15 protein-coding genes are annotated in these 13,708 nt (G+C 72.7%); 2 read left to right on the top strand and 13 right to left on the bottom strand.

Annotated features, from left to right (window positions below; all coding sequences use genetic code 11):
- Positions 1 to 41: 41 nt before the first annotated feature.
- From ACQPY4_RS16255 to ACQPY4_RS16200, 12 genes are all read right to left on the bottom strand, one after another.
- The gene (locus tag ACQPY4_RS16255) at positions 42 to 689 is read right to left on the bottom strand and encodes a response regulator (RefSeq protein ID WP_433337116.1); all 648 of its coding nucleotides are present in this window, start codon (positions 687 to 689) and stop codon (positions 42 to 44) included.
- Positions 680 to 1,834 carry a sensor histidine kinase gene (locus ACQPY4_RS16250; RefSeq protein WP_433337114.1) on the bottom strand — a complete coding sequence of 385 codons (1,155 nt, stop codon included), beginning with the start codon at positions 1,832 to 1,834 and terminating at the stop codon, positions 680 to 682. Before ACQPY4_RS16250 ends, ACQPY4_RS16255 begins: the two co-directional genes overlap by 10 nt.
- Positions 1,818 to 2,582: a DedA family protein gene (locus ACQPY4_RS16245; RefSeq protein ID WP_433337112.1), complete on the bottom strand. Its 765-nt coding sequence runs from the start codon at positions 2,580 to 2,582 to the stop codon at positions 1,818 to 1,820. The genes ACQPY4_RS16250 and ACQPY4_RS16245 overlap by 17 nt, the downstream gene beginning before the upstream one ends.
- A 97-nt stretch (positions 2,583 to 2,679) precedes the next feature.
- Positions 2,680 to 2,946, bottom strand: coding sequence for a hypothetical protein (locus ACQPY4_RS16240; protein ID WP_433337111.1), 267 nt, complete (start codon positions 2,944 to 2,946; stop codon positions 2,680 to 2,682).
- Positions 2,947 to 3,418: 472 nt separating this feature from the next.
- Positions 3,419 to 4,666, bottom strand: a complete 1,248-nt coding sequence (locus ACQPY4_RS16235) for a sensor histidine kinase (protein ID WP_433337110.1) — start codon at positions 4,664 to 4,666, stop codon at positions 3,419 to 3,421.
- Positions 4,663 to 5,361 (bottom strand): response regulator transcription factor, encoded by a 699-nt coding sequence (locus tag ACQPY4_RS16230; protein ID WP_433337109.1) that lies wholly within the window; start codon positions 5,359 to 5,361, stop codon positions 4,663 to 4,665. The genes ACQPY4_RS16235 and ACQPY4_RS16230 overlap by 4 nt, the downstream gene beginning before the upstream one ends.
- A gap of 40 nt (positions 5,362 to 5,401) precedes the next feature.
- Positions 5,402 to 6,268, bottom strand: coding sequence for a S1C family serine protease (locus ACQPY4_RS16225; protein WP_433337108.1), 867 nt, complete (start codon positions 6,266 to 6,268; stop codon positions 5,402 to 5,404).
- A 17-nt stretch (positions 6,269 to 6,285) separates the two neighbouring features.
- Positions 6,286 to 7,233, bottom strand: a complete 948-nt coding sequence (locus tag ACQPY4_RS16220) for a VWA domain-containing protein (protein ID WP_433337107.1) — start codon at positions 7,231 to 7,233, stop codon at positions 6,286 to 6,288.
- The gene (locus tag ACQPY4_RS16215; RefSeq protein ID WP_433337106.1) at positions 7,230 to 8,147 is read right to left on the bottom strand and encodes a DUF58 domain-containing protein; all 918 of its coding nucleotides are present in this window, start codon (positions 8,145 to 8,147) and stop codon (positions 7,230 to 7,232) included. The genes ACQPY4_RS16220 and ACQPY4_RS16215 overlap by 4 nt, the downstream gene beginning before the upstream one ends.
- Positions 8,147 to 9,169, bottom strand: a complete 1,023-nt coding sequence (locus tag ACQPY4_RS16210) for an AAA family ATPase (protein ID WP_433337104.1) — start codon at positions 9,167 to 9,169, stop codon at positions 8,147 to 8,149. Before ACQPY4_RS16210 ends, ACQPY4_RS16215 begins: the two co-directional genes overlap by 1 nt.
- Positions 9,166 to 9,369 carry a hypothetical protein gene (locus tag ACQPY4_RS16205; protein WP_433337102.1) on the bottom strand — a complete coding sequence of 68 codons (204 nt, stop codon included), beginning with the start codon at positions 9,367 to 9,369 and terminating at the stop codon, positions 9,166 to 9,168. The genes ACQPY4_RS16210 and ACQPY4_RS16205 overlap by 4 nt, the downstream gene beginning before the upstream one ends.
- A gap of 109 nt (positions 9,370 to 9,478) precedes the next feature.
- Positions 9,479 to 10,054 (bottom strand): hypothetical protein, encoded by a 576-nt coding sequence (locus ACQPY4_RS16200; protein ID WP_433337100.1) that lies wholly within the window; start codon positions 10,052 to 10,054, stop codon positions 9,479 to 9,481.
- 216 nt (positions 10,055 to 10,270) lie between these two features.
- Between ACQPY4_RS16200 and ACQPY4_RS16195 the strand changes: the two genes are divergently transcribed.
- Positions 10,271 to 10,780 carry a hypothetical protein gene (locus ACQPY4_RS16195; RefSeq protein WP_433337098.1) on the top strand — a complete coding sequence of 170 codons (510 nt, stop codon included), beginning with the start codon at positions 10,271 to 10,273 and terminating at the stop codon, positions 10,778 to 10,780.
- A 111-nt stretch (positions 10,781 to 10,891) separates the two neighbouring features.
- Positions 10,892 to 11,089, top strand: a complete 198-nt coding sequence (locus ACQPY4_RS16190) for a DUF5999 family protein (RefSeq protein WP_433337096.1) — start codon at positions 10,892 to 10,894, stop codon at positions 11,087 to 11,089.
- 439 nt (positions 11,090 to 11,528) lie between these two features.
- Here the strand turns inward: ACQPY4_RS16190 and ACQPY4_RS16185 are convergent, their stop codons facing one another.
- On the bottom strand, positions 11,529 to 13,682 hold the full coding sequence (locus ACQPY4_RS16185) for a molybdopterin-dependent oxidoreductase (RefSeq protein WP_433337094.1): 2,154 nt from the start codon (positions 13,680 to 13,682) through the stop codon (positions 11,529 to 11,531).
- Positions 13,683 to 13,708 lie beyond the last annotated feature (26 nt).

Raw genomic sequence — 13,708 nt, 5'->3', positions numbered from 1 at the left:
ACCTTATCGGTATCAGCGTGCCGTTCCACGCGAATCGGCGGTCACGAGTCCAGGTACCGCAGAACGGCCAGGACCCGGCGGCTGTATCCGTCCGTGTGGGAGAGGTCCAGCTTGTCGAAGATCGCGTTGACGTGCTTCTCCACCGCGCTCTGCGAGACGTGCAGGTGCCGGGCGACGCTGGCGTTGGTGTGGCCCTGGGCCATGTGGTCGAGGACGTCGCGCTCGCGGGTGGTCAGGCGGCTCAACGGGTCGGTGTGCGAGCTGCGCACCAGCAACTGGCGAACGACCTCGGGGTCGAAGGCGGCGCCGCGCGCGCCGACGCGGTCGAGGGCGTCGAGGAACTCGTCCACCTGGGCCACGCGGTCCTTGAGCAGGTAGCCGACCCCGGTGGCGTCGGCGGTGATCAGCTCGGTGGCGTAGCGCTTCTCGACGTACTGCGACAGGACCAGGACGCCGACGCCCGGGTGCTCGCGGCGGATCTCCAGGGCGGCGCGCAGGCCCTCGTCGGTGTGGGTCGGCGGCATCCGGACGTCGACCACGACCACGTCGGGGACGGGCCCCGCCTCGACCGCCGCGAGCAGCGCGTCGCCGTCGCCGACCGCCGCCAGGACCTCGTGCCCCTCCTCGGCCAGCAGCCGGACCAGGCCCTCGCGCAGGAGCGTGGAGTCTTCCGCGATCATCAACCGCACGGCAGGCCCGCCTCGATCACCGTTGGCCCGCCGGGCGGGCTGAGCACGCTGAACGCGCCGTCGAGCGCCGCGACCCGGCGCGCGAGCCCGGCCAGCCCGCCGCCCGCGGGGTCGGCCCCGCCCTTACCGTCGTCCTCGATGCGCACGTTGATCATTGTCCCGTCCCCGGAGACCCGGACGTCCACCCGGGCGGCTCCCGAATGCTTGGCCGCGTTGGTGACGGCCTCGCAGACCACGAAGTAGGCGGCCGTCTCCACGGCGTGCGGGGGCCGCTCGGCCATGTCGAACCAGATGTTCACCGGGATCGCGGACCGCTCGGCCACCGTCTCCAGCGCGGTGCGCAGGCCCTCGCCGTCCAGCGCCGCCGGGTAGACCCGCCAGGCGACCTCGCGAAGCTCCTCCAGGGCCCGCCGCGACTCCTCGTGGGCCTGCCGGAGCAGCTCGGAGCTGCCCGTCCTGCGGGCGCGCCCGATGAGCATCCCGAGCGCGACCAGGCGCTGCTGGACGCCGTCGTGCAGGTCGCGCTCGATCCGGCGGCGCTCGTCGTCCACGGCCTCGACGACCTCGGCGCGGGTGACCGAGAGCTGGGCGATGCGGCGCTCGTATTCCTCCAGGGGGTTGGGGCCCAGGCAGCGCCGGGCCACCCGCCGCTCCAGCGCGACGACTCCGATCAGGCCCTGGATCGCCAGGAACAGCAGCGTCATGCCCAGCGCCAGCGTGTAGGCGATGATCAGGCCCTGCGGTTCGATGTCGTCCAGGTAGTCGCCGATGGCCCAGCTCACCGCGAGCAGAAGGCCCGCGGTCGCCCCGTATGCGAGCAGGAGAAGGATCATGCCGCCGAGCAGCCCGACCGGGATGCGCAGGACCAGGTAGGCCACCGCCCGCAGCGGCCCGTACCCGGCGTTCTCCTCGTGCCCGTGGAACACCGCCAGGCGGCGCCGCTCCAGGGCGGTGATCCGCATCGCGCCCGCGCCCACGACGCGCGGCACGGCGGTGCGCCCGCGCGAGAAGACCAGCGAGAACGCCATCAGCGGCGCGGCGACCAGGAGCAGCACCAGCTCGACGCCGGCGGAGACGGCGCCCAGGCCCAGCCCGGCCGCCGCCCTCACCAGTCGGGAGGCCAGGCCGTCACCCGATGCGATCACGTTCGAAGTCCTGCCCGTTGTAACCGAAGTCCTGCCTGCGGTGACGTCCCTGCTGGTCATGGCCCTGCATGGCGTAGGGCCGCGGCTGCGACTCGGGCTCGGACGTCCTGCGCGCCTTCACGATACGCAGGACCAGGAACACCGCGGCCGCCAGGACCGCCGCCGCCAGCACGCCCTTGGAGTAGACGCCGACGTACTGCTCGACCTGGTGCCAATTGTCGCCCAGCCCGTACCCGGCCATCACGAAGGCGGTGTTCCACAGGGCGCTCCCGAGCGCCGTCAGCACCAGGAACCGGACCATCGGCATCCGCTCGACGCCCGCCGGAACCGAGATCAGGCTCCGGAAGATCGGGATCATCCGCCCGAAGAACACGGCCTTGTCGCCGTGCTTGGCGAACCACGCCTCCGTCCGGTCGAGGTCGGCGACCTTGACCAGCGGGAGCCTGGCCACCAGCGCCCGCACCCGGTCGCGGCCGATCAGCGCGCCGATCCCGTAGAGCGCGAGCGCCCCGACGACCGAGCCGATGGTCGTCCACACCAGGGCCGCGATCAGGTTCATGTCGCCCTGCGCGGCCGTGAACCCCGCCAGCGGAAGGATCACCTCACTGGGCAGAGGCGGGAAGAGGTTCTCCAACGCGATCGCCAGGCCCGCCCCGGGGGCGCCCAGCCGTTCCATGAGGTCCGTCGCCCATCCCGCTATCCCACCCACGGGCTCCGAACTCGCCGCCGCACGCATCATCTGGATCATGCGTTGAACGCTAGAAATCAGCGGCTCCCGCGACCATGGAGCGCACCGCCGACCCTCCCTGCGGAAAACCACACCCCCCGGGTGCGGTGCCGCCTTCTCAGGAGGTGACGGGCTCGGGGGCCTGGCGCGGAACGGGATCCGAGACGAGCTTGGGCCGGGAGGCCAGATGGGTGGCGCGGTCGAACTCGTCGTCGAACGACAGGACGGTGACCGGGGCACCCGGGGTACGCGGGACGCGGATCAAGTACGGCTTCCCGCCCCGCTCGGCCAGGTACGTGATGTGCTCGCCGTCGTGCTCGTAGGAACGGGCTCCCGGGAACCCGGCGAGGACGTCGGGGTCGTACGGGAAGGTCTGCTCGCGCATGCGTGCCCTCCGGCTGCGGCGGTTCACCGCCATCACCTCATCCCGGCATGACGGGCCCGTGTCCGCCGGATGACACGCCGCCTACCGCTCGGCGGCGGTCAGGAGATCACCCCGGCGAAGCGGCCACGCGCCGCGCGACCGTCGGGAGATCACGTCCGGCGGGACGGAGCGGCCACGGCGTTCGGCGCCGGTCAGAGGGCCAAGCCTGGCGGGGCGGAGTGCGGGGCGGGGGGCAGGGCGTCAGGCCTGGCGGGGCCGGGTGCGGGGCAGCCGTCAGAGGGTCAGGCCTGGCGGGGCGGGGCGGGGCGGGGGGCAGGGCGTCAGGCCTCGCGCGGCTGGGTGCGGGGCGGCGGTCAGAGGGGCAGGCCTGGCGGGGCGGGGTGCGGGGCGGCGGTCAGGGCGTCAGGCCTGGCGGGGCGGAGGTCAGGGCGGCGGTCAGAGGGTCAGGCCTGGCGGGGCGGGGGTCAGGGGGTCAGGCCTGGCGGGGCGGGAGTGGGGCGGGGGTCAGGGGGTCGAGGTCGGGTGGGGTGGATTCGGCGGCGCCGTCGGCGGAGGCCGGGAACCACAGGACGAAGGTGCTGCCGACGTCGGGTTCGGAGTGCAGGCGGACGTGGCCGCCGTGCGCCTCCACGATGTGCCGGACGATCGCGAGCCCGAGGCCCGTGCGCGGTTCGCGGGAGCGGCGGGTCTCGGTGCCGCGCCAGAAGCGGTCGAACACGCGGGCCTGGTCGTCGTGGCGGATGCCCGGTCCGGAGTCGCGGACGGCGACGTACTGCCAGCCGTCCGCGCGTCCGGCGGCGACGGTGATGTCCGTGCCCGCCGGGGCCAGCCGGACGGCGTTGGACAGCAGGTTGCCCACCGCGCGGCGCAGCGCGTCGTGGTCGCCGATGACCGTCAGGCCGGGACGCAGCCGGCGGTCGAGGCCGAGACCGCGCCCGGCGGCGAGCGGGTCGAACTCCTCGGCCGCCTCGCGGGCGACCATGGCCAGGTCGACGTCGGTGTCCTGGAACGCGGGCGCGGAGCGGCGGGCGGTGGCCAGCAGGTCCTCCACCAGGCGCGTCATCCGGGTGGTGGCGCGGTCGACGACCTGGACGGCCCGCGCGCGGTCCTCAGCGGGGGCGTCGGGGGCCGACAGCACGGTGTCGACGTTGGCCCGGATGATCGCCAGCGGGCTGCGCAGTTCGTGCGAGGCGTCGTCGATCAGCTGCCGCTGGGCCTGGAAGGCGCCGTCCAGCCGGTCGAGCATGCTGTCGACGGTGTCGGCGAGGTAGCGCAGCTCGTCGCGCGGGCCGTCCAGCCGGATCCGGCGCGACAGGTCGGTCGCCTGGATCTCCTCGGCGGCGCGGGCGATCGCCCGGACGGGCTTGAGCGCGCGGCCCGACAGCACCCAGCCCAGGCCGAGGCTCACCACGAACATCCCGCCGAGGATGCCGGCCGAGTACTTCTTGATCGCCCGCTGGGTCTCGTAGTTGACGGCCCGCTCGACCTGCTGGACCTTCACGACCTCGAACTGGAGCTGCTCGCTGCGGCCGTCGGGGCGCTGGACGGTCTTCTCGGCGTCGTAGGTCTTGGTGATCGGCTCGGCGTCGGCGCTCTCGGTCACGGCGAGGTAGACCCCGATGGTGACCACCGCGCACAGCGCGAACAGCAGCGTCGAGTACATGACCGTCAGCCGGAACCGGATCGACTGGGCGAACGAGGGAAGGCGCGGGAAGATCATGCCGGTGCGCCCTCCCGCAGGCGGTAGCCGCGTCGGACGAGGGTCTCGATGAGCTGCTCCTCGTCGTCGACCGAGAGCTTGCGGCGCAGGGTCCCGAGCGTGACCCGGACGGTGTTGGTGAAGGGGTCGGCGTTCTCGTCCCAGACGTGCTCCAGCAGGTCCTCGGACGAGACGACCTGCCCGGGACGGCTCATCAGGTACCGCAGCACCGCGAACTCCTTGGGCGTGAGCTGCACCGGGCGCGTCCCGCGGAACACCTCGTGGCGGCCGGTGTCGAGGTGGAGGTCGCCGACCGTCCAGACCGACGTCCCGCCGCCGGACTCGCGGCGCAGCAGGGCGCGGACGCGGGCCAGCAGCTCGGGGAAGGCGAACGGCTTGACCAGGTAGTCGTCGGCGCCCTCGTCCAGGCCGCGGACCCGGTCGGCCAGGCGGTCGCGGGCGGTCAGCATGAGGATGCGCAGCCCGGCGTCGCTCTCGCCGTCCAGCTCGCCCCGGCGCACCGAGCGGCACAGGTCGAAGCCGTCGCCGTCGGGCAGGTTGAGGTCGAGGATCATCAGGTCGTAGGACGCCGCGTAGAGCTTCTGCGACGCCGACGCGATGTCGCCGGCCACGTCGACGGCGTAGTCGGCGCGGACCAGCCCGTACTTGAGCGCCTCGACCAGGTCTTCCTCGTCCTCCACCACCAGCAACCGCATCGCCTCTGCCGCCTTTCTCGCGATTCCCGACGATATGCGCTCAGCGGATGATCCGCTGGGCTCCGTCCACGGCCCGGTCCACCGGGATCGCGAACCCGATGCCGATGGACCCGCCGCCCCCTCCCCCGCCGCCGAGGGTGGCGATGGCCGTGTTGACCCCGATGACCTCGCCGCGCGTGTTGACCAGCGGCCCGCCCGAATTGCCCGGGTTGATGGACGCGTCGGTCTGCAGAGCGGGCCGGCTCCCCCGATCGCCGAGCCGCACCTCGCGGCTGAGCGCGCTGACGATGCCGCCGGTGACGGTCCCGGCCAGCCCCAGCGGCGAGCCCAGCGCCAGCACCGGATCGCCGACCCGCACGTCGGCCGAGCGGCCGAAGGCCAGGGGCGCGGGCCCGTCGGACGCGTCGATCTTCAGCACGGCCAGGTCCTGGGCGTGGTCGGCGCCGACCAGCTCGGCGTCCAGGCGGCGCCGGTCGGACAGGACGACGCCGATGTCGCCGCCGCCGTCCACGACATGCGCGTTGGTGAGCACGTGGCCGGAGCGGTCGAACACGAACCCCGAGCCGGTCCCCCGGCCCGAGCCGGAGCGGACCTCGATCGACACCACGCTCGGCTGGACGCGCGCCGCGATGTCGCTGAGGTCGCCCGGGCCGCTGACCGGGCCCGCGGTCGACTGCCGCGGCGGCGCGGGCTCGGCGTCGGCCAGCCGTCCGCCCGCCGCCCCGGCGAGCATCGCCGCCAGCAGCAGCGCGACGACCCCGACGGGACGTCCCCATCCCTGCCGCGCCGTCGCCGCGTACGGGGTCGTCGGCGCGGGCTCGGCGGGCGGCGGCCAGGCCGGGGGCGGCGGGGCGGGCCTGAAGTCGGGTCCGCGCGGCTCCCCCAGCCCGTAGATGGTCGGTCTCATGTCTTCTCCTTCGTGCTTCAAGGCAGGCGCGCGAACCAGCGCAGCGAGGCCGCAGAGGTCGCGCAGGCCAGGACCAGCCCGGCCGCGACGAACCAGGCCCACACCTCGCGCCGCTCGACGCGGTAGCCGACGCTGCTGCCGATGTCGTGGTAGACCCGGCGCAGCTCGGACCCGGTCGCGGCCTCGTAGAACCGGCCTCCGGTGGCCTGCGCCAGCCGTTCCAGCGCGGGCCCGTCCACCGGGACGGCGATCGGCGAGCCGTCCTGGTAGATCACGCCGTCGGACGTCCCGTAGGCGATCGTCGAGACCGGCACGCGGGCCGCGGTGGCGCGTTCCACCGCCTGCTGGGGACTGCGTCCGGCCGTGTTGGCGCCGTCCGACAGCAGCACGACCCGTCCGGGTGGAGCGGCCTGGCCGTACTGGGCGCCGAAGTCGGCGATGGCCTGGACGGACGCGATCACGCCCTCGCCGATCGCGGTCCGCGGCCCCAGCGAGAGGCGGTCGAGGCCCGCCCGCATGGCCCGCCGGTCGGTGGTCGGCGCCACCGCCACCGTCGCGGTCCCCGAGAACGACACCAGGCCCACGTTGAAGCGCTCGGGCACGCCGTCCAGGAACGCCCGCGCGGCCCGCTTCGCCGCCGACAGCCGGTCCGGCCGGACGTCGTCGGCGCGCATGGACGTCGACACGTCCACCGCCAGCATGATCGTCGCCTGCTCGCGCGGCACCCGGACGTCCGCCGCCGGACGCGCGAACCCGGTCACGAACACCCCCAGCATGAGCAGGAACACCCCAGCGGGCAGGTGCCGCCGCCACCCGGGCCGCAGCGGCGCCACCCGTTCCAGCAGCGCCAGGTTCGTGAAGCGCACCGCGTACTTCCCGCGCCGCACCTGCACCACCACGTAGGTCCCGATCAAGACGAGCAGGACCAGCAACAGAAGAAGCCGCGTCGGCGCCAGGAAACTCATGCCCCGCCTCCCGGGGCCAGCGCCAAGCGCCGCTGGGCGACCACATGCTCGGCGACGTCACGGACCCAGTCGCCGTCCGTCCGCAGCCGGAGCCGCGCCGCGCCCGCCCGGCGGAGCGCCGCCGCGACCTGCGCGCGCTGCTCGGCCGCCGCCGCGGCATAGCGCTCCCGCAGCCCGCGTCCGGCCGTGGAGATCTCACCCCGGCGCCCGGTCTCGGGATCGACGACGGTCAGCAGGCCCACGTCCGGCAGGGTCAGCTCGCGCGGATCGACCACCTCGACGGCCAGGAGCTGGTGTCTGCGTCCCAGAAGCCGCAAGGAGCGTTCCCAGCTCTCGACGGGTTCGAGGAAGTCCGACACCACCACCGCCAGCCCGCGCCCGGACGTGGTGCGCGTCATGAGGTCGGCGGCGTCCCCCAGCGACGGGGCACCGGGCCCGTCGGGCGTGGCTCGCGGCACCTCGAACAGCGCGCGCAGCAACGCCAGCATGTGCGGACGCCCCGTACGCGCCGGGACATGACGCAGGCCGCCGCCGCACAGGATCTGCGCGCCCAGCCGGTTGCCCGTCCGCTCGGTCAGGAACGCCACGGCAGCGACCGCGCACAGCGCCAGATCGCGCTTCTCCATCTCGGCCGTCCCGAAGTCCATGCTCGCGGTGGCGTCGACCAGCGCCCACGTCTCCAGCTCGCGGTCGGCGACGCGGTCGCGCACATGCGGCACGGCCGTCCGGGCGGTGAGGTTCCAGTCCATCGTCCGGACGTCGTCGCCCGGCCGGTACTCCCGCCCCTCGGCCGCCTCGCTCCCGGGCCCGGGAAGCAGCCCCAGATGATCGCCCTGCAACAACCCGTCGAGCCGCCGCACGATCGTCAGCTCGAGCCGCCGCAGAGCCTCCTCGGGGGCACCGGGCAGGATCATCACCCCGCCCTCCGCAGAGCCATGCCGGCCCCCTCGGCTTCCTCGTCGTCCTGGTGGGGCGCGATCCTGGGCGCCTCGACGGCCGAGACGACCCGTCCCGCGATCGCGCGGCCGTCCGTCCCGTCCGCCAGCGCGTCGAACGACAGGACGAGCCGGTGCGCGATCACGTCCACCGCCAGATCCCGCACATCGGCGGGCAGGACGTAGTCGCGCCCGCGCAACAGCGCCAGCCCCCGCGCCGCCGCCACCAGCCCCAGCGTCGCCCGCGGCCCCGCCCCGTATGCGATGAGCCGCGCGAGATCCGCGACACCGTGGCCGATCGGATCCCGGGTGGCCGCGACAAGCCGCACCGCGTACCGCGCGATCTCGTCATGGACGAACACCCGCTCCGCCGCCCGCCGCAACCCGACCAGCGCCTGCGCGTCCAGCACGGCCCTCGCGGCGGGCGGATCGACGCTCATCCGGTAGAGCACCGCCAGCTCCTCGGCCTCCGTCGGATACCCGACATCGACCTTCAGCAGGAACCGGTCGCGCTGCGCCTCGGGCAGCTGGTACACGCCCTCGGACTCGATCGGGTTCTGCGTGGCCAGCACCAGGAACGGGTCCGGCACCGCGAACGTCCGCCCGCCGATGCTGACCTGCCGCTCGGCCATCACCTCCAGCAGCGCCGACTGCACCTTGGCGGGCGCCCGGTTGATCTCGTCGGCCAGCAGCACGTTGGCCATGACCGGGCCGAGCTCGATGTCGAAGTCCTCGGTCGAGGGCCGGTAGATCCGCGTGCCCACCACGTCCGACGGCACCAGGTCGGGCGTGAACTGCACCCGATTGAACGTTCCACCGGCGACCGTCGCCAGCGTCTCGGCCGCGAGCGTCTTGGCCACGCCCGGCACACCCTCCAGCAGGCAGTGCCCGCCGGCCAGGACCGCCACGAGCAGCCGCTCGATCATGCGGTCCTGGCCGACGATGATCCTCTTCATCTCGAAGAGGGCCCGCTCGGCGAGCTCGCTCTCCGCCGCGCTCATCGCGGATCCGCCGCCTGCTTCCCATCGGGGCAGTCCTCGGCCGACTTCGCCGCGTTCACGTCATTGGTGCTGACGATGTGCAACCGCGGCTCCGCGCCCGGCTCCGGCTCCGCCACCGCCGCCCCGCCGCTGGCCAGCCCCGCCACCCCGGCCATCCCGGCGACGGCGATGGACATCTTGATACGTCGGCTGATTCCCATGCTCTGTCGTCCCTCCGTACCTCCGCCCGGAACCTCCGGCGCGTCAGACCCGATGAGACCAACCCAGAGCGAAAAGCACCCTAAGGGAACCCCTGCGGCCGGTGGTGGATCAGGCGGGGTTGGAGCCGGGGCGGCGGGGCGGGCGGCGGGATTGGGGGAGGCGGTCGACGAAGCGGCCCAGGCGTTCGGCGGTGCCCTGGAGTGGGCTGACGGTGGCGTTCAGGGTTTCGATGGCGATGCTCATCTGCGCGACGGTCTCGGCCAACGGGGTCAGGCTCTGCAGGGTGTCGCGCAGGGGGCCGACGGCGGGGCCGACCTCTTCCAGGGCCGGGACGACACGGCTGAGGCCGCGCAGGTCTTCGACCGCCTCGGCCAGATGTTCGAGGGCCGGGGCCACGGCGGCCAGGCGTTCGAGGTCTTCTGCTACCCGGGGCAGCGCCTCGGCGGTGTCGGCCAGACGGCCGACCTCACGAGCGGCGTCCCCGATGCGGGCGAGCGAGGGCGCGGCCTCGGCGAGCGACTCCAGGCTGGCCCCGACCTCGGCCAGGCGGTCCAGCGAGGCCGCCAGCCGCGGGATCGCGGCCGCCGCCTCGGCCAGCGTGGTCACGGCGTTCAGCACCGCCACGGGCCCGGCGAGGGCCGTCCTGGCTCCTCGGGCGAGCAAGTGGAGTCCCACTCCGGCCACGGCGGCCTCCCTCGACGTCGTCCGCCCGATTGTCCAGGCGGCGGGCTGCGGACACCACCGCGGGAGGGTTACGGACACGTCTCAGTCCGAGATCTCACCAAGATTCTTTTCTGATCGACTTTTCCGTTTACAACCTTTCTTGTAGCGTTCGCAGCGTTTTGTGAAGCGAATTCATGATCGCGCACACCCGCGACAAGATCATGAAAGGAACCGACGATGGCCACGGCGACAGGTCTGGCCGCCTCCGTGCTCCTCGGCCTGCTCACCCTGCTGGCCGCCGCGCGGCGCGGACCCGGACGCCCCACGCAGGAAATCCCTGCCACGAACGCCCACCCCGAATCCTTGACCGCCGTCCTCGAACCGGGGGCCGAGGAGTACCTCGCCTGGCTCGCGGATCACCACTGGCCCGCTGACGAGTACCTTGACCTGGAGCAGGACTGGAAGGTCGAACTGGCGACGATCGAGGCGCCGGACCTCCACGGGACACCCTTGTGCCCCCAGTGCCGGCTCCAGCGCGAGGACGTCTGGCCGTGCCCCACGTGCGGCCGCCTTCTGCACTCGTCCTGCGGCCACGGAATGCACCGGCGCCGAGTGAATCACCCTTACCGTGCGCATGGAATCAACTCCGAAGCGGTGATAGCCGAATGGATCTGCACCGGCTGCACTTCGGTCGTGGCGCTCGACGTCGACCACGGGGACGAGGCCGACGACGACCTTCGCCGCTGATCACTTTCCAGACTCGGAAAAGTAAAGAATTCCCCATCTACTTGCCTATTTAGGACATGGCGGCTCATGATTCACTATGTCCCATATTCAGGGACTCTCGTGGAGGAAGCCGTGACTGTCTCGCCGTGTGCCCACCAACCGCCCTGCCCGAGGGCCGACGACCGGGACCGCGAAGCCGCCCGCTCCGTGGCCGCCCACCCCGAACAGGGCTGGAGCCTCCTGTGCAACGGCATCGTCGTCTTCGAGGACACGGGTGAACTCCTCCCCGACGGCCAGGTCATCGCCCCCCACCGTCCAGCCGTGGCCTGATCTGGCCCCCGCTCCCCTGCCGAACGCCCGATCCTCGCCCCGCCCTTGAGCGCGCGTACGCCCCTGCGCCCGGCCACATGGCTCCGCGCCGCTGGGTCACCGTCCGCCCCTATGAGGCCGGACTCCCGCACCGCGCCTCGTCCACCACACGGCATGCCCGCGTCCACATGAGCGCAGGACGCCCCGCGTCACTCCCCCACCCGACGCCCTCGGCTGCGCATCGCCCACGCTGGACGCCCAGCGGGATCATTCGCTCGCCATGCCCTTGGCCACCCTACGCCTCGGCTGCGCGTCGCCCACGCTGGACGCCCGGCGGCGTCATCCGCCTCGCCATGTCCTTCCCGATTCGTCATCGGCCCGCGCTCGGTCAGGCTGATCGGCAGCGGACGGCTCCCCCGCCTTGTGGGGTTTCGGACGTGGCGTGAACGTCAATGGCGGGTCAATTACGGATGTCGGACGAGGCCAGGGGTGTGATCGCGACCGGGATGCCGTTGAGGTGGGCCATGCCTGCCAGGGGCTCCAGGTCGTCGGGAGCGGGGGACGCCAGGAGGTTCACGTTCGCTCCTCCGGCGGCGTTGGCGATGCGCCAGGTCCCCGTATGACCCCAGCCATGGGGGACGGCGATCGCCCCCGGGGTCATCTCGTCGGTGACGGTCACGGGGAGCTCTACGGAGCCGTGAGGAGACGAGATACGGCAGCGCATGCCGTCCGCCAGGCCGTACACGGCCGCGTCCTTGGGGCTGACACGGGCCGTGTGGGTGCGCTTGCCGCGCATGAGGGCGGGGGCGTTGTGCATCCAGGAGTTGTGCGACCGGAGTTCGCGCATGCCGATCAGGCGCAGCGGGTATTCGGGGGACGGCTCGGGCCCGGCGTCCAGGCGTTCGATCTCCCTGCGGATCTCCGGGGGCGCCAGATGGACGCGCTTGTCCTTGTGCTGGATCCGCTTGAGCAGCGTGCCGGTGCGGTGGTGACCCCCTAGGACGATGCCATGCGGGTGTTTGCGCAGTTTGCTGATGCTCAGGCCGCCGCGCCGCAGGCCGAACCAGTCCCCGTATGGGCCCGTTCGAAGCAGGGCGTCCATCACGAACCGGGGTGTCGGACGTAGCCCCAGGCGGTGCGCGAGGCGCTGAAGCGGAAAGGCGCCGAGGCCCAGCCTCATGTGACGGGCGAGGTCCTCGATGATCTTCCACTCCTGCCGGGCCTCGCCGCGCGGCGGGACGACCGCCTCGGTCCAGTTCACGAACGGGGTCAGGTGGTTCTGGAGGAAGGCCAAGGGAAAGTCTTCGCGCTCCAGGAACGTCGTCGCGGGCAGGACGTAGTCGGCCTTGCGTCCCGTATCGGTGACGTACAGGTCGATGCACACCAGCAGGTCGAGATGGTCGAACGCCTCGTCCAGCGAGGCGGCCCCCGGGACGGACAGGATCGGATTGCCCGCCGAGACGATGAGCGCGCGGAGCCGCCCGCGTCCGGGCGTCCGGATCTCCTCGGCCATGACCCCGGCCGGGAAGGTGCCCAGGACGTCGGGGTAGCCGCCCACACGCGAACGCGTCCGGCCATACGTCGCGAGACCCGACAGGTGCAGGATCTCCTCCAGCCGGATGGCCGAACGGCCGAAGATCGCGCCACCGGGACGGTCGAGGTTGCCGGTCACGAGAGTCACGGCGTCGATGAGGAACGCGGTCAGCGTCGCGTAACGTCCCAGGCAGGAGCCCGTCCGGCCGTAGACGACGGCACGTTTGGCCGCGGCGAGATCGCGGGCCAGCCGCCGGACGCCGTCCGCCGGGACGCCGCACCGCGGCGCGACCCGCTCCGGCGCGAACTCGCTTGCCAGCGTCCGGAGGGTTTCGACTCCGGTGGCCTGGCGGGCGCAGGCGCGGTCGTCCGCCAGGCCCTCCGCGAAGATCACGTGCAGCAGTGCGAGGAGCAGCCAGGCGTCGCCGTCGGGCGTCACGGGGAGGTGTTCGTACTGGCGGGCGGTCTCCGTCCGGCGTGGATCGACGACGATCACGCGGCCGCCGCGCCGCGTGATCGCGTTGAGATCGTCCCTGATCCTCGGCGCGGAAATGAGGCTGCCGTGCGAGACCAGCGGGTTCGCGCCGATCATGACCAGGAGCTCGGTCCGTCTGAGATCCGGGATCGGGACGAGCAGGGGCGACCCGTACAGCAGCGCGCTGGCCGCGAACCGGTTGTTGACGTCCTGCGAACCGGCCGAGTACAGGTGAGGCGAGCCGAGCGCCGCCATGAATCCGCTGAGCCAGAGGGGATGGCTGTAGGAGAACGTGCCCGGGTTGCCGAGGTACCACCCGATGGCGTCGCGCGGCACGCGTCCCAGCCGAGTGGCGATGTCGCGCATCGCCTCGTCCCAGCTCACCTCGTCGAACTCGCCGTCCGCGCGCCGCCGCAGCGGGCGGAGCACGCGGTCGGGGTCCTCCTGGACCTCGTTCATCGCGATGCCCTTGGGGCAGGCGAACCCCTTCGACAGCGGGTGCCGCCGATCCGGACGGATCCGCATCCCCTCGTCCCCCACGGTGACCTCAAGCCCGCAGAGCGGCTCGCAGATCCGGCAGAAGGTCGTCGTGGGCCGATCGCTCATGCTCGCGTCACTCCCCCGGGCCCGTG

This window comes from Spirillospora sp. CA-294931, assembly GCF_050946795.1.
In the GTDB taxonomy this organism is placed as follows: Bacteria; Actinomycetota; Actinomycetes; order Streptosporangiales; family Streptosporangiaceae; genus Spirillospora.
The sequence above is the reverse complement of the archived record's forward strand: the minus strand, read 5'-3'. Positions and strand labels throughout refer to the sequence as shown.